The 22,549-nt window shown below is 61.7% G+C and carries 1 protein-coding gene; it reads left to right on the top strand.

The genetic code is table 11. From position 1 onward, the window contains the following. Positions 1–325: 325 nt before the first annotated feature. Positions 326–22,549, top strand: a 22,224-nt coding sequence (locus tag B0E55_RS14315) for a non-ribosomal peptide synthase/polyketide synthase (RefSeq protein ID WP_133053422.1), incomplete at its 3' end; no start/stop codon positions are given.

Below are 22,549 nucleotides of genomic sequence, written 5' to 3'. Positions count from 1 at the left end.
GCTGAGGGGCCTGTAAATTGTCCGAGGTGACTGATGTGGATGGGGGTGCAGATCGTCGGCAGCAAATTGATTGTTCCAGGGGTGGAGATGTCGCGCACAGTGTCTGAACCGTGCGTTTCGGCAATGCGATCGGGGGGTAGATGAGCTGGGCGATTTGTAACGAATTGCAGCAAAACCGTCGATACACCGGGGTATGGATTTCTCTTGTCGCCTATGTATCGGAGACAATGGGTGGTTCTGGCTCGTCGAGGTTGGATGAGGTCGGTAGCTGCTGCGAATCGGACGTTCGGCTCGCACGGGTGCGCAATGGTGTGGAAGAGAGGCTGTGGGCGTGAATTCGCTGGGTAACGGAGAACTGGGGAGCGGCAAGCCGGAGGTCGGCAGCTCGCCGGAAGACGTTCAGCGATCAGACGCATTCCCACTTTCGGCGGCCCAGCTCGGTATGTGGTTCGCGCAGCACCTTGATCCCGCAGTACCGGTCAACATCGCCCAGTACGTCGAACTCCGTGGTGCTCTGGAGCTTGACGCCCTTCGCCAGGCCTGTGCAGATGCCGGTCGCGAAATCGGGTCGGCCTTCGTGCGGATCTTCGAGATCGATGCCCAGCCGTACCAGATCATCGACCCCACACTCGATGATTCAGTCGGCTACGTCGATCTTCGTAGTGAAGACGACTCGCACGACGCCGCCATGCGGTGGATGCGAGCAGATCGCAGTCGGCCGATCGACATGCTTACGGACCGACTGATCTCTGCCACGATCCTGCGCCTCGGCGAGAACCGCTACTACTGGTACACGCGGGTCCACCACACAATTCTCGACGGTTTCGGTGCGTCGACGTTCGTCACTCGTGTGGCGGAGCTGTACTCGGCGCGCGTGGAGGGCCGGGATCCGGAGCCGAGTGAGGCCTCCGATCTCCGGAACGTCTACGAGGTAGACAACAAGTACCGCCAGTCGAGTCGTTTCGAAACCGATCGCAAGTACTGGGCAGACAAGATCGAGAATCTCGACGAGATCTCGAGCCTCGCGGGTCGAAGTGCCGCGCCTGCTCCAGTCAGTCGGATCGACAGTGCAGCGCTGTCCAACCACGTCGAGGCGCTGCTCGGGCGGTTCCTCGAGCGCGTAGAGAAGACCACTGTTGCCGGCACTGTCGTCGCGGCGTTTGCGGCGTACCTCGCTCAGATGACCGGGCGAGAGGACGTGTCGCTGAGTCTGCCCGTTTCCGGTCGAACGACAGCCGTGCTGCGTCGATCCGGAGGCATGGTCTCCAACGTCGTGCCGCTGCGACTGACCGTCACTGCGGACACCACTGTCCAGGAGCTTCTGGACGACGTCAGGAACGAAATGTCCGGCGCACTGCGCCACCAGCGATACCGACACGAGGACATGGTTCGCGGCGGTGACGGGCCGGGCCGGGGCGGATTCTTCGGCCCGTGGATCAACATCATGATGTTTTCCACCGAGTTGGCGTTCGGGCCCCTTGTCGGCGAGCTTCACATCCTGTCCACGGGTTTGATCGAAGACCTCGGTGTCAACCTGTACCAGAGCGTCGGCGATACCCGCACACACATCGACTTCGAGTCGAATCCCAATCTGTACGCGCCCGCGGACGCCCAGCGAAATCACTCGCGGTTCGTAGAGTTTCTCGAGAAGTTCGTCTCGGCCGAAACGAGCCGCAAGGTCTGGGATCTTCCTGTCGCAACCGACGAGGAGCGAAACAAGGTTGCCTTGTGGAACCGCACCGGCTTCCACGTTGCCTCGCAGACCATCACCGAAGCATTCGAGCGTCAGGTCGAGAGAACTCCCGATGCCACCGCTGTCGTTTTCGAAGGCGCCAGCCTCACATACGCCGAATTTGACTCTCGCGCAAATGGTTTGGCTCGTCAACTCATCGCCATGGGTGTTGGGCCCGAATCGCTTGTAGGACTGTCGATCCGCAGGTCTTTGGACTTGATGGTCGGTCTGTACGCGATTGCCAAGGCCGGCGGAGCCTGGGTGCCGGTGGATCCCGACCACCCAGCGGAACGCACCGCCTACATTCTCGAGTCGGCGCAGCCCACGTGTGTTGTGACCACTGCGCGCGACGACGTGGATCTGCCCTCGGGCACACGGGTCATCGAGATCGACACACTGGACTATGGGCAGCTCGACAGCAGGCCGATCGTCAACGCAGATCGCCTGTCTCCCTTGCATTTCTCGAACACTGCGTACGTGATCTACACCTCAGGTTCGACCGGTCGACCCAAGGGTGTCGCGGTCACTCACGCGGCGATCAACAATCAGCTTCAGTGGATGAACGCCGAGTACGAGCTTTCGGCGTCGGACATCTACCTGCAGAAGACCGCTACGACGTTCGACGTGTCGCTGTGGGGTTTCTTCATGCCGTTGCAGGTCGGCGCCACGCTCGTCGTCGCGACTCCGGACGGTCATCGAGACCCGATCTACGTGGCGAACAAGATCGCGGAGCTCGGCGTCACGATCACCGACTTCGTGCCATCCATGCTCACGCTGTTCACTGCGAATGCACCTGCCGGATCTTGTGATTCGTTGCGCCACGTGTTCGTCATCGGCGAGGCGCTCCCGCCCGAGACGTCTTCCGCCTTCCGCGAACTCTGTGGAGCCGGACTGCACAACCTGTACGGTCCGACCGAAGCCGCGGTGTCGGTCACGTACTACGAGGCCGTGGCCACGGATACTACTTCCGTGCCGATCGGTATGCCGCAGTGGAACACTCAGGCGCACGTACTGGACGGACAACTTCGCCCGACCCCCATCGGGCAGCCGGGTGAGCTCTATCTCGCCGGCGTTCAACTCGCGCGCGGATACGTTGGTCGACCGGACCTGAGCTCGGATCGGTTCGTAGCCAATCCGTACGGCACGGCCGGTGAGCGTATGTACCGGACCGGCGACCTCGTCCGCCGCCGTGAGGACGGAAACCTCGACTACATCGGGCGTACCGACTTCCAGGTGAAGTTCCGTGGACAGCGCATCGAGCTCGGCGAAATCGAGACCGTCCTTCTGGCACACCCCGACGTTTCCCAGGCTGTTGTCTTGGTGACCGTCACCCCGACCGGTGATCAATTGGTCGGCTACGTCGTGCCGGGCCCGGGCCGAAACATCGATGCTGCTGTGCTCAGTGAGTTCGCCGGTCGAAGCCTCCCTTCGTACATGGTTCCGGCCGCGTTGATGGTGCTCGATGCGTTGCCGCTCAACACGAGTGGCAAATTGGATCGTGCCGGGTTGCCCGAGCCGGTGTTCGCGAGTGCGAAGCAGTACCGCGAGCCCCGCACCGAAATCGAGCGGGTTGTCGCTGACGTCTTTGCCGACGTTCTCGGTGTCGAGCGCGTCGGTATCGACGACGACTTCTTCGAACTCGGTGGAAACTCGCTGGTTGCAACACAGTTGGTGACCCGCGTGGGTTCCGCCTTGGGAGTGCAACTCGGCGTTCGAGAGCTTTTCGAGTCCACCACGGTCGCTACCTTGGCGGCCCGCGCCGAGTCTGTGGCGGGTAACGCCAGGCAGCTCACCCCGCTGATCGCCAAGCCTCGTCCCCAGGTTGTCCCGCTCTCGCTTGCACAGCAGCGCATGTGGTTCATCAACCGTCTCGATCCGTCGACGCCCGCGTACAACCTTCCGTTCACGGTCCGGCTCACCGGTTCGGTGGACCCGTCCGCCCTGCATGCCGCGGTGATGGATCTTCTCGAGCGACACGAGTCCTTGCGGACGATCTACCCTGATGTCGACGGAACCGCGCAACAGCTGGTTCTGCCGGTCGACCGGGCCGCGGTGGAGTTGAATCCGGTCAAGATTCGGAATTCGCATCTCGACGCGGCGCTGTTCGACGTGGCGTCTCGCGGCTTCGACGTGACGCTCGAAATCCCGGTACGGGTTGCCCTCTTCGAGGTGTCTCCGACGGACTACGTCCTGGTGATGGTTCTCCATCACATCGCTGCAGACGGACTGTCGTTCCGTCCGCTCGCACGTGACCTTCTCGTCGCATACTCGGCGCGAAGTGAGAAGTCTGCGCCGGCGTGGACGCCGCTGCCGATCCAGTACGCCGACTACGCCCTGTGGCAGCGCGAAGCACTGGGATCCGACGAAGACCCGCGCTCGGAGTCGTCTCGCCAGATCAACTTCTGGCGCCGGGCACTTGCCGATTTGCCGGATCAGTTGGATCTGCCGACCGACCGACCTCGTCCTGCCATCGCGTCCAATCACGGTGCCAAGCACCATTTTCAGATCAGCGAACGCACGACGCGCAAGTTGAACGAGTTGGCGCGCTCGAGGAGCGTCTCGCTGTTCATGGTGTTGCAGGCGGCATATGCAACGCTGTTGAGCCGGCTCAGTGGTACCTCCGACATCGCGATCGGTGCCCCGATCGGCGGGCGAGGCGATCAAGCGCTCAATGACGTGATCGGCATGTTCGTGAACACCCTGGTGCTTCGCACCGAGGTCGATCCGAACGAACGATTCGAAGAGTTGCTCGCTCGGGTAAGGGAATCGGGCTTGTCTGCCTACGGGCATGCCGATGTGCCGTTCGAGCGGTTGGTCGAAGTCCTGAGTCCGGCGCGTTCGCAGGCTCGTCACCCGCTGTTCCAGGTTGCGCTCACTGCGGAGATCAGTGGACGACGCGAACTGGAATTCTCAGGTGTCAAAGCAGTTGCAGCTGAATTGGAAGTACCGGTCGCCAAATTCGATCTCGAACTCATGGTGTCCGAGAATCCCGAAGGAACCGAAGACGCGGATGTCTTGAGTGCCACCTTCACCTACGCCACGGACTTGTTCGATCCGGCCACGGTGAACACTTTCGCTACTCGGTTCGTGCGCATTCTCGATGCCGTGGCTACCCGACCTGAAACGATCGTCGGCGATATCGACCTGCTCTCACGCTCCGAGCGCACCGATCTGACGGTCGTAGCCGCGGATGACACGATGCCCCGGCAGAGTCTCGTCGACATCTTCCTGTCCGGCACGGCTGAGGCGGATTCGGTTGCTGTGCGCTTCGAGGGTCGATCGATCACCTACCGCGAGCTCGATGAGCAGTCGTCGAAGCTCGCACGGGTTCTGATCGGACGGGGCGCCGGCCCCGAGACCATTGTTGCTCTCGCCTTTCCTCGCTCGTACGAGATGGTCTGTGCAGTATGGGCGGTGGCGAAGTCAGGGGCGGCATACGTCCCAGTCGACCCGAGCTATCCGGAAGATCGTGTCCGGCACATGCTGGCCGATTCTTCGGCCGCGATCGGACTCACGTCGGGACAGTTCGTAGATCAGCTTCCTGCGGTCACAGAATGGTTGGTCCTTGACGGCCAGGCGCTGAACGGAGAACTGTCGACGCAATCTTCAGCGCCGGTCACGGACGAGGACCGAATCGCTCCGATTCACAGTTCTCACGTTGCATATGTCATTTACACATCCGGTTCCACGGGAAAACCGAAGGGTGTCAGCGTCACTCACGGTGGTCTCCGTGGGGTCAGAGACGCAGCACAGCGTCGCTACGAGGTAGAACAGTCCTCACGCTTCCTCCATATCTGTTCACCGAGCTTCGACCCGTCGGTACTGGAATGGATGGTCGCCTTCTCTGCGGGTGCAACTTTGGTGATCGTTCCCTCGACAATTATCGGTGGACACGAGTTGTCGGATCTTCTTCATTCCGAGAAGGTCACACACGCGATCATCACTCCCGCAGTACTCGGGACCATGGAGCCGGCAGAGCTGCCTGAATTGCGAGTCGTCTCCGTCGGCGGTGACGTGACCACTCCCGAGTTGCTGGCGAAATGGGCCCCAGGGCGCGCCTACTTCAATGGGTACGGTCCGACTGAGACCACGATCATCTCGTCGTTCGGCGATCTCGCGATCGGCCGATCGATCGACATCGGGCGTCCCGTCGAGGGCATGTCGGCACTGGTACTCGACGAGCGTCTGCATCCTGTTCCAGTCGGTACCAGGGGAGAGCTCTACTTTGCGGGCGCTGCATTGGCTCGCGGCTACCACGAGCGGCGAGGTCTTTCTGCGGAACGGTTTGTTGCCAACCCGTATTCGCCGGACGGCGAGCGAATGTACCGGACCGGCGATGTCGTGCGCTGGACCGGCGGAGACGCGCGCGGTGACGCGGGGGTCCTCGAATACGTCGGCCGCAGTGACTTCCAGGTCAAGGTTCGCGGATTCCGTATCGAACTCGGTGAGATCGACGCAGTTCTGTCCTCGCACGAGTCTGTGCGCTTCGCGGTGACAGTCGGAAGCGAAGGCGCGGCGGGTGTCACAACCCTCGTTTCCTACGTCGAACTGGCTGACGGGTCGAGTTTCGATCGGGACGTGCTCGCCTCGTTCGTGGCGGAGGCTCTGCCGAGCTACATGGTTCCGTCCGTCATCATGGAACTCGCTGAGGTTCCGTTGACCCCGGTGGGCAAATTGGATCGCCGGGCTTTGCCGGAGCCTGTTTTCGAGGTCCGCGAGTTTCGTGCACCCACCACGCCGGTGGAAGAGATTGTCGCGCAGGTGATTGCGGATGTTCTCGGAGTGGAACGAGTCGGCCTCGACGACGACTTCTTTGAACTCGGTGGCAACTCCCTGGTGGCTACTCAGGTCACCTCCCGATTGGGGCGGGCGCTCGACACTACGGTGCCGGTGCGAACGCTATTCGACGTTTCCACCGTCGAGGCGCTCGCCGCACACATCGAGTCGCACGTAGGTAGCGGCGGGCAGAAGGCGCTCGTCGCACAGGTGCGTCCCGCGGAAATTCCGTTGTCGCTGGCGCAGCAGCGCATGTGGTTCCTGAACCGCTTCGACACCGACTCAGCTGCTTACAACATCACTTTTGCTCTGCACCTGACTGGCCATCTCGATACTGCCGCGATGGAAACTGCGCTCGAGGACGTACTGGCCCGGCATGAAGTGCTCCGAACGGTATATCCGGACGGGGCTTCCGGACCGAAGCAGTCGATTCTGTCGCTTTCGGAGGCGTTCGGCGGACTGACCGTGGAGTCGGTTTCGGATCAGGATGAGCTCGAAAGTCGAGTCGCTGCAATCGGATCCTCAGCGATCGACGTCACCGTCGACGTGCCGATCCGTGTCCGCCTGTTGACGGTCAGCGACACCGAGCACACCCTCGCGATCGTGGTTCATCACATCGCCGCTGACGGTTGGTCGATGGCGCCCCTGGCACGCGATGTCATGATTGCCTACTCGGCACGCAAGGATGGGACCGCGCCGGCGTGGCAGCCGTTGACTGTGCAGTACGCCGACTATTCGTTGTGGCAGCGTGAGGTTCTGGGGTCGGAAGACGACTCGGAATCACTGATCTCGCAGCAGATCTCGTACTGGACCGAGACTCTGGCAGACCTACCGGATGTGATCGAGCTTCCGTCGGACCGGTCTCGGCCTGATGTGGCGTCGATGCGCGGCGAGCGATTCGCGTTCGAGATCTCCGGGGATGTGCACCGTCGATTGGACGCGCTGGCACGGGAGAACAACGCGACGCTCTTCATGGCGTTGCACTCGGCGCTTGCCGTTCTGATGGCCCGACTGAGCGGAACCTCGGACATCGCCGTGGGCACTCCCGTTGCCGGTCGTGGCGACGAGGCGCTCGACGATCTCGTCGGCATGTTCGTCAACACGCTTGTTCTGCGGACCGAGGTCGACCCGGCCCAGGCATTCACGGATCTGCTGGCTGCGGCGAGTGATTCTGCGCTCGGAGCGTTCGCTCACTCGGACGTGCCCTTCGAGCGGTTGGTGGACGTCTTGGCTCCCGCCCGGTCGCAGGCCAGACATCCGCTGTTCCAGGTCGTGCTGTCCTTGCAGAATCTCGCGCAAACGGCATTGGAACTGCCGGGACTGGCGATCAAGGCCGCCGAAATCGACACGACCACTGCCAAGTTCGACCTCGAACTCGCAGTAACCGAGTCGATCGGCGAAGACGGGATCCAGCAAGGGCTCTCGGCCGAATTCACGTTTGCTGCAGATCTGTTCGACGTTTCGACGGTCGAGGGGTTTGCTCGGCGTCTGGTTCGTATCCTCGAGACTGTCGTGTCGGTTCCTTCGATTGTCGTCGGTGACATCGATATTCTCGGTGCGACCGAGCGGGGTGTGCTGGCCGATGTTCATGGAGGTCAGTCGGTCTCGGGAACCCTGGTCGAGATTCTCACAGCGGCGGCCGCTGTAGATCCGTCGGCGGATGCGATTCGCTTCGACGGTGAGTCGATCAGCTACCGCGAACTCGACGAGCGGTCGTCGCGACTCGCTCGTGTTCTGATTGCGAAGGGCGTCGGGCCGGAGGATCGGGTCGCGATCGCGATTCCGCGTTCGGCCGATTCGGTTCTCGCTCTGTGGGCAGTGGCGAAAACGGGTGCTGCGTTCGTGCCCGTCGACCCGACGTATCCGGTTGACCGTATCGCCCACATGATCTCCGATTCCGGTGCGGTGCTGGGTCTTGCGCTCAGTGACGTCGAGGCAGGATTGCCGTCGGCGTTGACGTGGGTTGTTCTCGACGACGAGAAGACAGTGGCGGCGTGCGCGGCAGAATCCTGCGCGCCGGTGAGTGATTCGGATCGACGTAGTGCGATCGACGAGCGGCAGCCTGCGTACGTCATCTACACGTCCGGCACCACAGGTCTGCCCAAGGGCGTTGTGGTCACCAACGCCGGTGTGGCGAATTTCTGTGCCGAGCAGGTCGAGCGCTATGCGCTGACCGCGGATGCTCGGACGCTGCATTTCGCCTCGCCGAGTTTCGATGCGTCTGTCCTCGAGTTGCTGATGGCATTCGGCTCCGCGTCGACGATGGTGATTGCGCCGACGACGGTGTACGGCGGCGCGGAACTGGCCGAGATCTTGTGCTCGGAGGGCGTGACGCATGCGTTCGTGACGCCCGCTGCGCTGGCATCAGTGGATCCGAGCGGGCTTGACGCGTTGCGGGTGGTTGTCGTCGGTGGCGAAGCCAGTTCGCGGTCTCTCGTTGCCAAGTGGGCGGTGCCGCTTCCGGATGGCGGTGTGCGTGGATTCTTCAATGCGTACGGTCCGACGGAGTCGACAGTCGCCTCGAACATCAGCGATACGCTGACCGCGTTTGATCGTATGAACATCGGCGGCCCGATTCGAGGTATGGCCGCGCGGATCTTGGACGGCCGCTTGCAGCCCGTTCCGGTTGGTGTCGCAGGTGAGTTGTACGTGTCGGGTGTTCAGGTCGCTCGTGGATACCTGGGACAGCCGGCATTGACGGCGGGTCGTTTTGTCGCAGACCCGTTCGGGGCGCCGGGAGAGCGGTTGTACCGCACGGGTGACGTGGTCCGGTGGATCGACGGTGGCGCGGTGGAGTACGTGGGCCGCAGCGACTTCCAGGTCAAGATCCGTGGGTTCCGTATCGAACTCGGCGAAATCGAGGCCGCACTGACCCGATGCGCGGGCGTTGCGCAAGCTGTTGCTCTTGTACGCTCCGACGATCACTTCGGCGATCGCCTCGTTGCATACGTGGTGCCACAGGCCGGCGCCGAGGTGGATCCCGCACAGGTCATCGAGTCGGTGTCGACGTTCCTCACCGGCTACATGGTTCCCGACTCGGTCCTGGTGCTCGATTCGATTCCGTTGACCACCGCGGGCAAGACGGACATCAAAGCTCTGCCATCGCCCGTGTTCGAGTCGAAGGTGTATCAGGCGCCGATCACGACCGTCGAAGAGACTGTCGCGCAGGTGTTCTCCGAAGTTCTCGGAGTCGCACAGGTTGGCCGCGACGACGACTTCTTCGAGCTCGGAGGCAACTCGCTGATCGCGACCCGTGTCGCCGCACGGCTGGGGGAGGCGCTTGACACAAGCGTTCCGGTTCGTGCGCTCTTCGAAGCGTCGACCGTGCAGTCACTCGCCCTCCGGCTCGAGCTGCACGCCGGTTCGGGTGCCACGGCCCCACTGGTCCCGCAGTCCCGGCCCGCTCGGATCCCACTTTCGTTGGCGCAGCAGCGCATGTGGTTCCTGAACAGGTTCGAACCCGAGTCGGCAGTGAACAACGTTCCGGCGGCGATCAGGATTTCGGGCGCCCTCGATGTGGCAGCTCTCAACGCTGCCGTGATCGATGTCGTGGGTCGACACGAATCACTGCGGACGCTGTATCCGGACGTCGACGGCGTCGGGTATCAGGAAATCCGTGACGTTCGAGACGTTGCTGTCGATCTCAGCCCAGTGTCGATCACGGAAGATCGCCTGGCTGCGGGCGTCGCCGAGCTGGCGACAGTCGGCTTCGACGTGACTTCCGAAGTCCCGTTGCGCGCCAAGCTCTTCAAAGTCGGCGACAGCGAATACGTTCTGGTGTTCGTCGTGCATCACATCTCGACCGACGGTTTCTCGATGGGTCCGTTGACCCGTGACGTGATGGTTGCCTACGAAGCACGTACACGAGCGTCGGTGCCGGCTTGGACGCCGTTGCCGGTGCAGTACGCCGATTACTCGTTGTGGCAGCGTGAGGTTCTCGGGTCCGAGGACGATCCGCGGTCCGTGATCGCGAAGCAGATTGCGTTCTGGTCGGATGCGTTGGCTGATCTTCCGGAGCAGTTGGATCTGCCTGCCGATCGTCCGCGTCCCGAGGTCGCTTCAGGGCGCGGAGCCGAGGTCGAGTTCGATATCGACGCCACCCTGCACGAAGCTGTCAATTCGATTGCGCACAGCAGTAACTCGACACCGTTCATGGTTGTTCACGCAGCGCTCGCCGTCGTACTTTCTCGTTTGTCCGCAACGACCGACATCGCGATCGGTACACCGATCGCGGGTCGCGGTGAGGCGCAGCTCGACGATCTGATCGGTATGTTCGTCAACACTTTGGTGTTGCGTACCGAGGTTGATCCGTCGATGTCGTTCACGGATCTGTTGGCTTCGGCGCGTGAAGTGGATCTACAGGCGTTCGCGCATGCGGATGTTCCGTTCGAGCGTGTGGTGGAGGTTCTCGATCCGGTTCGTTCGCAGGCTCGTCATCCGCTGTTCCAGGTGGCATTGACGTTCCAGAACCACGAACAGACAACGCTCGAACTGGGCGACCTCGAAGTGTCGATCGAAAGTGCTGATCTTGCACTGGCGAAATTCGACCTCCAGTTGACCCTGACCGAACGGACCGACGAGGCCGGCGCACCCGCCGGAATGTCCGCCTCCTTGACGTATGCGACGGATCTGTTCGACGAGTCGACCGTTGTGGAATTTGGTGATCGGCTGGTACGGACCTTCCGTGCGGTGACTGCTGATCCCACCGTAGCGGTGGGTGACGTTGACATCTTGGTCGATGGTGAACGAAACCTGCTCTCCCGCTTCAGTGCTGGCCAGATCGATCGTGGTGTGGATTCGACATTGTCGGCGTGGTTCGATGATGCTGCTGCGCGGTTTGGTGATCGGATCGCGGTGCGGTTCGGTGGCGAGTCGTTGACGTATGCGGAGTTGTCGGTTCGGTCGAATCGTTTGGCGCGCAGGTTGATTGCTCAGGGTTGTGGTCCGGAGTCGTTGGTGGCGGTGGCGTTGCCGCGGTCGGCGGATCTTGTGGTGGCGTTGTTGGCGGTGGTGAAGTCCGGTGCGGGGTATTTGCCGGTGGATCCGTCGTATCCGGCTGATCGTGTCGAGTTCATGTTGGCTGATGCTGCTCCGGTGGCTGCGATTTCGTGGTCCGGGCGTGAGTTGGTGTTGCCCGCTGGTTTGCCGGTGGTTGATATCGACGCGGTGGATGTGTCGGAGTTCGATGGTTCGGTGGTGACGGATGCTGATCGTGTGTCGCCGTTGCGGTCGTCGAATGTTGCGTATGTGATTTACACGTCGGGTTCGACGGGTCGCCCGAAGGGTGTGCAGGTTCCGCACATCACGGTGGCGAAGTTGTTTGCGAATACCGAGAGTGTGTACGGGTTCGGCGAGTCGGATGTGTGGACGATGTTCCACAGTTATGCGTTCGACTTCTCGGTGTGGGAGTTGTGGGGTCCGCTGTTGTACGGCGGCACGTTGGTGGTTGTGGATTATGTGACGTCGCGGTCGCCGGAGCAGTTCCTGGAGTTGCTTGCTGCTGAGCGGGTGACGGTGCTCAATCAGACGCCGTCGGCGTTCTATCAGTTGGCCGAGGCTGATCGGTTGGCGTCGGAATCCGGTCTGGCTGCCGAGTTGTCGTTGCGGTGGGTTGTTTTCGGTGGGGAGGCGCTCGAGCTGCGTCGCTTGTCGGACTGGTATGGCCGCCGCGGTGACTCTGCGCCGACGTTGGTGAACATGTACGGCATCACGGAGACGACGGTGCATGTGAGCCATCGTGTGTTGGATGCTGCGTTGGCGGCGGATGCGTCGGCGAGTGTTGTGGGTCAGGCTATTTCGGGTCTGCAGGTGTTTGTGCTCGATACGCGTTTGGCTCCGGTGCCTGTTGGTGTTGCGGGTGAGATGTATGTCTCGGGTGTGCAGTTGGCTCGGGGTTATCTGGGTCAGGCGGGGTTGACGTCGACGCGGTTTGTGGCGAGTCCTTTTGCTGCTGGTGAGGTGTTGTACCGCACGGGTGACGTGGCGTCGTGGAACAGTGCTGGTGATTTGGAGTATCTGGGTCGCGCGGATGATCAGGTGAAGATCCGTGGGTTCCGGATCGAGATCGGTGAGATCGAGTCTGCGGTGTTGGCGGATGTGTCGGTGGCGCAGACGGCGGTGGTTGTTCGTGAGGATTCTCCGGGTGATCAGCGGTTGGTGGCGTATGTGGTTTCGGCTGCGGGTGTGAGCGTTTCGGTCGACGATCTTCGGGTGTCGGTGGGTTCGTTGTTGCCGGAGTACATGGTGCCGTCGGCGTTTGTGGTGTTGGATTCGATTCCGTTGACGGTGAACGGGAAGTTGGATCGTCGGGCGTTGCCGGTTCCGTCGTTGCAGGTTGCGGTGTTCCGGGCTCCGACGTCGGTGGTGGAAGAGGTTGTGGCGCAGACGTTTGCGGATGTTCTGGGCGTTGAGCGTGTTGGTTTGGATGATGATTTCTTCGCGCTCGGTGGTAATTCGCTGATTGCGACGCAGGTGACGTCTCGGTTGGGTCAGGCGTTGGATGCTTCGGTGTCGGTGCGGGAGTTGTTCGAGGCGTCGACCGTTGAAGGGCTTGCTGCCCGACTCGGTTCTCGTGTTGGTGGCGGTTCGCGTGCGGCGTTGACTGCGCAGGTGCGTCCGGCGCAGGTTCCGTTGTCGTTGGCGCAGCAGCGCATGTGGTTCCTCAACCGATTCGACACGGCATCGGCTGTCAACAATGTCCCTGTTGCCGTTCGGCTCACGGGTGCGCTCGATCTGGCCGCCCTGAATTCGGCAGTTCACGATGTTATCGGTCGCCACGAGGTTCTCCGCACGGTCTACCCCGAGGTCGACGGAATCGGCTACCAGAAGATCGTTGCACCGGCTGATGTCGGCGTGAACCTCGCTGCAACCTTGGTCTCGGATTCAGAGATTGTTTCCGAGGTAACGAACTTCGTGGCGACGGGTTTCGACGTGACAACCGAGGTTCCGTTGCGCGCCAGGCTTTTCCAGACCAAGGCCGACGAGCACGTTCTCGTATTCGTGGTGCATCACATCTCGACCGACGGCTTCTCGATGAGCCCGCTGACCCGCGACATCATGACCGCCTACTACGCCAGAACCCACGGCCAGGCTCCGACCTGGACGCCGTTGCCGGTGCAGTATGCCGACTACGCACTTTGGCAGCGTGAGGTTCTCGGGTCCGAGGACGATCCGCAGTCAATCATCGCGCAGCAGATCAACTACTGGTCTGACGCCCTGGCCGACCTGCCCGAGCAGCTGGACCTTCCCAGTGATCGCACCCGCCCCGAGATCGCAACGGGACAAGGAGCGAACCACACCTTCACCATCGACCCGCAACTGTGGGCCGATGTGGAAGCAACGGGTCAGGCGACGGGCGCAACCCCGTTCATGGTCGTCCACTCCGCGCTGGCCGTGCTGCTGGCACGGTTGTCCGCGACAACCGACATCGCAATCGGCGCTCCTGTCGCCGGTCGCGGTGAAGCGCAGCTCGACGATCTGATCGGCATGTTCGTCAACACTTTGGTGCTGCGCACCGAGGTTGATCCGTCGATGTCGTTCGCGGATCTGTTGGCTTCTGCGCGTGAAGCGGATCTGCGGGCGTTTGCCCACGCTGACGTTCCGTTCGAGCGGATCGTTGAAGCGCTCGATCCGGTTCGTTCGCAGGCTCGTCATCCGTTGTTCCAGGTGGCATTGACCTTCCAGAACCTTGGACAGAGTGCTCTCGAACTGCCCGGACTCACCGCCGCTGCTGTGGAATTCGACGCAGCACTGGCCAAGTTCGATCTGCAATTCACTCTTGAAGACGCCGCTGACGCCGGTATGTCCGGCACCCTGACCTACGCGACGGATCTGTTCGACGCGTCGACAGCGGCCGAGTTCGCTGATCGGTTCGTGTCCGTCCTCCGTGGCGTTGTCGCGAATCCGACTGCTGCCGTTGGCGACGTGGATGTTCTGACTTCAGGTGAGTTGGATCGTGTTCTGGCGTGGAGTGACACGGGTGTCGACAGTGGTGTGGAGTCGACGTTGTCGGCGTGGTTCGATGATGCTGCTGCGCGGTTTGGTGATCGGATCGCGGTGCGGTTCGGTGGCGAGTCGTTGTCGTATGCGGAGTTGTCGGTTCGGTCGAATCGTTTGGCGCGCAGGTTGATTGCTCAGGGTTGTGGTCCGGAGTCGTTGGTGGCGGTGGCGTTGCCGCGGTCGGCGGATCTTGTGGTGGCGTTGTTGGCGGTGGTGAAGTCCGGTGCGGGGTATTTGCCGGTGGATCCGTCGTATCCGGCTGATCGTGTCGAGTTCATGTTGGCTGATGCTGCTCCGGTGGCTGCGATTTCGTGGTCCGGGCGTGAGTTGGTGTTGCCCGCTGGTTTGCCGGTGGTTGATATCGACGCGGTGGATGTGTCGGAGTTCGATGGTTCGGTGGTTTCGGATGCTGATCGTGTGTCGCCGTTGCGGTCGTCGAATGTTGCGTATGTGATTTACACGTCGGGTTCGACGGGTCGCCCGAAGGGTGTGCAGGTTCCGCACATCACGGTGGCGAAGTTGTTTGCGAATACCGAGAGTGTGTACGGGTTCGGCGAGTCGGATGTGTGGACGATGTTCCACAGTTATGCGTTCGACTTCTCGGTGTGGGAGTTGTGGGGTCCGCTGTTGTACGGCGGCACGTTGGTGGTTGTGGATTATGTGACGTCGCGGTCGCCGGAGCAGTTCCTGGAGTTGCTTGCTGCTGAGCGGGTGACGGTGCTCAATCAGACGCCGTCGGCGTTCTATCAGTTGGCCGAGGCTGATCGGTTGGCGTCGGAATCCGGTCTGGCTGCCGAGTTGTCGTTGCGGTGGGTTGTTTTCGGTGGGGAGGCGCTCGAGCTGCGTCGCTTGTCGGACTGGTATGGCCGCCGCGGTGACTCTGCGCCGACGTTGGTGAACATGTACGGCATCACGGAGACGACGGTGCATGTGAGCCATCGTGTGTTGGATGCTGCGTTGGCGGCGGATGCGTCGGCGAGTGTTGTGGGTCAGGCTATTTCGGGTCTGCAGGTGTTTGTGCTCGATACGCGTTTGGCTCCGGTGCCTGTTGGTGTTGCGGGTGAGATGTATGTCTCGGGTGTGCAGTTGGCTCGGGGTTATCTGGGTCAGGCGGGGTTGACGTCGACGCGGTTTGTGGCGAGTCCTTTTGCTGCTGGTGAGGTGTTGTACCGCACGGGTGACGTGGCGTCGTGGAACAGTGCTGGTGATTTGGAGTATCTGGGTCGCGCGGATGATCAGGTGAAGATCCGTGGGTTCCGGATCGAGATCGGTGAGATCGAGTCTGCGGTGTTGGCGGATGTGTCGGTGGCGCAGACGGCGGTGGTTGTTCGTGAGGATTCTCCGGGTGATCAGCGGTTGGTGGCGTATGTGGTTTCGGCTGCGGGTGTGAGCGTTTCGGTCGACGATCTTCGGGTGTCGGTGGGTTCGTTGTTGCCGGAGTACATGGTGCCGTCGGCGTTTGTGGTGTTGGATTCGATTCCGTTGACGGTGAACGGGAAGTTGGATCGTCGGGCGTTGCCGGTTCCGTCGTTGCAGGTTGCGGTGTTCCGGGCTCCGACGTCGGTGGTGGAAGAGGTTGTGGCGCAGACGTTTGCGGATGTTCTGGGCGTTGAGCGTGTTGGTTTGGATGATGATTTCTTCGCGCTCGGTGGTAATTCGCTGATTGCGACGCAGGTGACGTCTCGGTTGGGTCAGGCGTTGGATGCTTCGGTGTCGGTGCGGGAGTTGTTCGAGGCGTCGACCGTTGAAGGGCTTGCTGCCCGACTCGGTTCTCGTGTTGGTGGCGGTTCGCGTGCGGCGTTGACTGCGCAGGTGCGTCCGGCGCAGGTTCCGTTGTCGTTGGCGCAGCAGCGCATGTGGTTCCTCAACCGATTCGACACGGCATCGGCTGTCAACAATGTCCCTGTTGCCGTTCGGCTCACGGGTGCGCTCGATCTGGCCGCCCTGAATTCGGCAGTTCACGATGTTATCGGTCGCCACGAGGTTCTCCGCACGGTCTACCCCGAGGTCGACGGAATCGGCTACCAGAAGATCGTTGCACCGGCTGATGTCGGCGTGAACCTCGCTGCAACCTTGGTCTCGGATTCAGAGATTGTTTCCGAGGTAACGAACTTCGTGGCGACGGGTTTCGACGTGACAACCGAGGTTCCGTTGCGCGCCAGGCTTTTCCAGACCAAGGCCGACGAGCACGTTCTCGTATTCGTGGTGCATCACATCTCGACCGACGGTTTCTCGATGGGCCCGCTGACCCGCGACATCATGACCGCCTACTACGCCAGAACCAACGGCCAGGCTCCGACCTGGACGCCGTTGCCGGTGCAGTATGCCGACTACGCACTTTGGCAGCGTGAGGTTCTCGGGTCCGAGGACGATCCGCAGTCAATCATCGCGCAGCAGATCACTTACTGGGCGCAAGCATTGGACGGCGTGCCCGAACAGTTGAATCTTCCCGGGGATCGGGCCCGGCCGGCGGTATTCTCCGGTCAGGGAGCAACATTCGAATTCTCGATCGGTCAGGAACTGCATGAGCGGCTGATCGGTGTCGGTCGTGAGCACAATGCGTCGATGTTCATGGTGGTCCATTCGGCGCTGGCATCACTTCTCGCACGTCTGTCGGGAACAACGGACATCACCATCGGCGCGCCGATGGCAGGACGAGGTGAATCCGAACTCGACGATCTGATCGGAATGTTCGTCAACACCTTGGTGCTACGTACCGAGGTTGATCCTTCGGCCCCGTTTACCACACTTCTGTCGTCGGCTCGAGAGACCGATCTTCAGGCGTTCGCGCACTCGGACCTTCCCTTCGAGCGGCTCGTGGAAGTGCTGGATCCCGTTCGGTCGAGGGCACACCACCCGCTGTTCCAGGTGGCATTGGCATTCCAGAACCTGGGGCAGAATTCGTTGGCTCTGCCGGGTCTGACGGCCGCCGAGTTCGCAATCGACGAGACCGTGGCCAAGTTCGATCTGCAGCTCACGATCAGTGAGGTATCAGAAGGGCTGTCGGCGACGTTCACGTACGCGACGGATCTGTTCGACGAATCGACTGTCCGCGAATTCGCCGCACGATTGATGCGCATCCTGAACGGAATTGCGACGGACCCCGCGACTTCAGTGGGTGACATCGAAATCCTCGACGAGTCCGAGCGTGAGGTTCTGACGAGCCAGAGGGCATCTTCAGGAGTAGCGCAGGCGCCGTTGGCCGAGATTCTTGCCGACGCTGCAGCGCGCTACCCGGACAACGTCGCATTGCGCTACCCCGGCACGGCGCAGGCCGCTGCCGGTCGGTCCATGACGTATCGCGAGGTCGACGAGTGGTCGTCGAAGCTGGCCCGCGTCTTGATCAACCGTGGTCTCGGGGCTGAAGATCTTGTGGCGGTGTCGATTCCGAGATCCGTCGAATCGGTACTCGCGGTCTGGGCAGTGTCGAAGACCGGGGCAGCGGTCGTTCCGATCGATCCGCACTATCCGGCAGACCGTATCGCGCACATGCTCAGCGACTCGGGTGCGAAGGTAGGCCTGACCCTCGACGTCGAACGTCCGAATCTCACCGACGACGTCGAGTGGTTGGTCGTGGACGGACCGCTCGGCGAACAGATGACCGCCGGAGTGTCCGCAGTGCCAATCGATGCCGAGGAACGTGTCCGTCCACTGACGACTGCTCATCCGGCCTGGGTCATCTACACCTCCGGCACGACCGGTCTACCCAAGGGCGTTGTCGCCACCAACGCTGGTCTGGCGAGCTTCAGTGTCACTCAGGCCGCGCATTACCTCGTGAAGCCCACCTCGCGGACATTGCACTTCGCGTCACCGAGTTTCGACGCGTCGATGCTCGAGTTGTTCCTCGCGGTGGCGACCGGCGCGACGATGGTCATCGTCCCGCCTGGCGTGTACGGCGGCGACGAACTGGCTGAGGTGTTCCGTAGCGAACGAGTCACCCATGCGTTCATCACGCCGGCGGCTCTGGCGTCGATGGACCCGAGCGGCCTGGACGACCTGACGGTCGTAGGCGTGGGTGGCGAAGCGTATTCGCCGGAACTGATCAGCAAGTGGACGACAGGTGACGGCTCGACCGCATCGGCTTCGGCTCCCAGGACGTTCTTGAATGTCTACGGCCCGACCGAGACGACGATCGTGACGAACGTCAGCGTTCCGCTTCTGCCGGGTGACCGAATGGACATCGGCGCCACGATCGGTGACATGGCCGCTTTCGTTCTGGACACACGACTCAATCCAGTACCACTCGGAGTCTCGGGCGAGCTGTATCTGTCCGGTCCTCAGGTGACCCGCGGCTATCATCGTCGCCCGGGCTTGAGCGCCGATCGATTCGTGGCAAACCCGCACGGTAATCCGGGCGAGCGAATGTACCGAACCGGTGACGTGGTGCGCTGGGTCGCTGGAACCGCACCCTCCACCTACGCCGTGGAATACGTGGGCCGCAACGATTTCCAGGTCAAGATTCGCGGTTTCCGTATCGAACTCGGTGAGATCGATGCGTCATTGACCGCACACCCCGAGGTCGAGTTCGCTGCGACGATGGGTACGACCCTGCCGTCGGGTGCTCCGGCACTGGTGTCGTACGTGTTCACCGGAAAGAACGCTTCGGTCACTTCGGCGGAATTGATCGAATTCGTCTCCAGAACCCTTCCGGCTCACATGGTTCCGGCTTCGATCATGGTCTCCTCGGACATGCCACTGAGCCCGGCCGGCAAGCTGGACCGAAAAGCGCTCCCAGCGCCGGTCTTCGAGACCAAGGAATTCCGCGCCCCGGTTACCGAGATGGAACAAGTCCTGAGCGAGATCTTCGCGGACGTTCTCGGTCTGGATCGAATCGGAACGGACGACTCGTTCTTCGCGCAGGGCGGCGACTCGATCATGTCGATCCAGCTCGTCTCGCGGGCGAAGGCACGTGGGGTCGTATTCGCACCCCGTGACGTCTTCGAGAGCAAGACTGTCGCGGCATTGGCCGAAGTGGCGAAGTATGCCGCCGACGTCGAGGCCGCGGTGGTGCTCGAGGAGTTGCCGGGCGGTGGAGTCGGCTGGATGCCGTTGACGCCGATCGAACGATTCATGGTCGAGCGCGGTGGCAGCTACAACCGATTCACACAGACGATGACTCTCGAGCTTCCACTCGGAGCGCAGCGAACCGACATCGTGCGAACCCTCGCCGCCGTCGTCGACCACCATGACATGTTCCGATCGCGGTTGATCTCCGACGGTCGCGGCTGGGGAATGTCGGTCTCCGAGCCGGGAACCGTGGACGTCGAGGATCTACTCAGTCGGGTGGATGTTGATGCGTCCTCGGACGAGTCGACAATTGTTCTCACGGCTTCCAAGGGCCTCGACGAGGCTCTCGGCCGGTTGAATCCGGCAGGCGGCGTGATGGTTCAGTTCGTGTGGGTCGACTTCGGTCCCACTCGCACCGGGCGCTTGATCATTGCTGCGCATCACTTGATCGTCGACGGGGTTTCCTGGCGAATCATTGTTCCGGATCTGGTGTCGGCTGCGGCTCAGATGGCCGGGGCGAGCGGAGCGACGGGGGATGTGGCTCTCGAACCTACGGGTACGTCGATGCGACGCTGGGCTCATGCTTTGTCCGAAGAGGCCCATCGGGATTCGCGTGTGGCCGAGCTGGATACGTGGCGGAAGGTGTTGCAGACACCGGACCCGGTGCTGGGTAAGAGGGCGTACGACTCTGCCGTCGACGTTGCGGCAACGGTTCAGCGGATAAGCGTGACGGTCCCCACTCAGGTGACGGAGACTCTGTTGACCACGCTGCCGGAGGTTTTCAACGGCGGCGCCAACGACGGCCTGCTCGCTGGACTGGCACTCGCGCTGATCGAGTGGCGTCGCCGAGCCGGAATCGACTCGACGTCTGCCTTGCTGCAACTCGAGGGCCACGGTCGCGAAGAAGCCGTGATTCCTGGCGCGGATCTGTCAAGGACCGTTGGCTGGTTCACCGCTGCCTTCCCGATCAGTCTCGATCTTTCCGAGGTAGATCTGGGTGACGCTTTCGCCGGAGGTGATTCGGCGGGACGCGCGATCAAAGCAGTGAAGGAACAGCTGCTGGCGATCCCGGACAAGGGCGTCGGGTACGGACTGCTGCGCTACCTGAACGAAGACACGCGCGCAGTGCTTTCTCGCTTCGCCGGGGGACAGGTCAGCTTCAACTACCTGGGACGAGTTGTCGCCGAGGATCTTCCGGCAGGTGTCGAGGGACTCGGGTGGCTGCCGGCCGGCGATTTCACCAACGTGTCCGCACCCGAAGACATCGACATGCCCGCAAACAAGGTCGTCGACATCAATGCGATCGTCAACGACGGCGCAGACGGTGCTGTTCTGGAGGCCTCTTTCGCATACCCCGTCGGTGCCATCGACGGCGAGAGTGTCGAGGCATTTGCACAGATTTGGGTCGAAGCACTGAGCGCCCTGGCAGAGCATTCTCGCTCCGTCGGAGCCGGAGGACTCACACCGTCCGACGTGCCGCTTGTCTCCGTGAGCCAACGAGATATCGACGGGTTCGAGAATCGATTCGGTACGGTGACCGACATCTGGCCCCTGGCACCGCTGCAGTCCGGTTTGCTCTTCCACGCGATGTTGGCGGAATCCAGCGTCGACCTCTACTCGGTGCAGATGATTCTCACTCTGTCCGGGAAGGTGGATGCCGACCGATTGCGCACTGCAGCACAGGGAATCATCGACCGTTATGCGAACCTGCGAACGGCATTCACGGCCGACGACGGCGGAACGCCGGTCCAGATAGTCCTCGAAGACGTTGCAGTCCCGTGGCGGAACATCGATCTCAGCGATATTGCGGCCGTCGACCGTGAGGCAGCTCTGAACGAAGTTTTGACGGCTGACCAGGCGACACACTTCGACATGGCGTCACCGCCGTTGATTCGGTTCACCTTCGTCACCATGGCGGAGGGGGACTATCGCTTGGTGGTGGCGAATCACCACATTATTCTCGACGGTTGGTCGGTGCCACTGCTCTTGCAGAACCTGTTGGCGCTGTACGCGACTCGTGGTGACGACTCGGTTCTTCCGCGCGTGCGTAGCTATCGCAATTACCTGGCGTGGCTTGTCGATCAGGATCGTGATCGATCACTCACAGCCTGGGCGGATGCGCTTTCCGGCGTCGAAGAGCCGACGCTGCTTGCTCAGGTCACAGGCGGACAGGAATTCACCGCGCTGTCACAGAAGCTGAACGTGTCGATGTCGTCGGAGACAACCGCGGCGCTCACCGCTCTGGCCGCACGACTCGGCGTCACCGCTAACACGATCGTGCAGAGCGCGTGGGCGGTCCTGCTCGGTGCGTTGACCGGAACCGACGACGTTGTCTTCGGTGCAACAGTGTCCGGCCGGCCACCGGCACTCACCGGGGTCGAATCGATGGTCGGGTTGTTCATCAACACCCTCCCCGTGCGGGTGCGCCTCGACGCCGCGGAGTCCGTCGAAGAATTGGTTGCCAGGGTTCAGATCGAGCAGGCGAGAATGCTCGATCATCACTATCTCGGTTTGACCGATGTCCAGAAAGCAGCGGACGTCGGAACACTGTTCGACACGTTGGTTGTATTCGAGTCGTACCCGGTCGACCGTGAGGGCCTCGCCGCACAGGCGGATGTTCTCGACGGAATGATGATCGACGACATCGCCTCGGACGATTCCACGAACTACCCGTTGACCCTGCTGATCGCACTCGACGAGCAGTTGCACTTGACGCTGCGGTACCTACCGGACTTCTTCGATGCCGACTACGCAACTGCGTTGCTGGACAGAGTTCTTCGACTGCTCTCCTCCGTAGCCACCGATCCTTCGGTGCGCGTTGGTGACATAGACATTTTGGATTCTGTTGAGCGTTCGTTGGTGCTCGAGGGGTGGAATGACACGGCTCGTGAGGTTGCGGGCGTGTCGGTGTTGGATGGGTTCGATGCGCAGGTGGCGGCGTCTCCGGGTGCGGTAGCGCTCTCGTTCGAGGGGCAGTCTCTGTCGTATGCGGAGTTCGATGCTCGGGTGAATCGTTTTGCCAGGTATTTGGTTTCG

It is taken from the genome of Rhodococcus sp. 66b (assembly GCF_002076325.1).
In the GTDB taxonomy this organism is placed as follows: Bacteria; Actinomycetota; Actinomycetes; order Mycobacteriales; family Mycobacteriaceae; genus Rhodococcus_F; species Rhodococcus_F erythropolis.
This window is presented reverse-complemented; position numbering and strand designations above follow the sequence as displayed.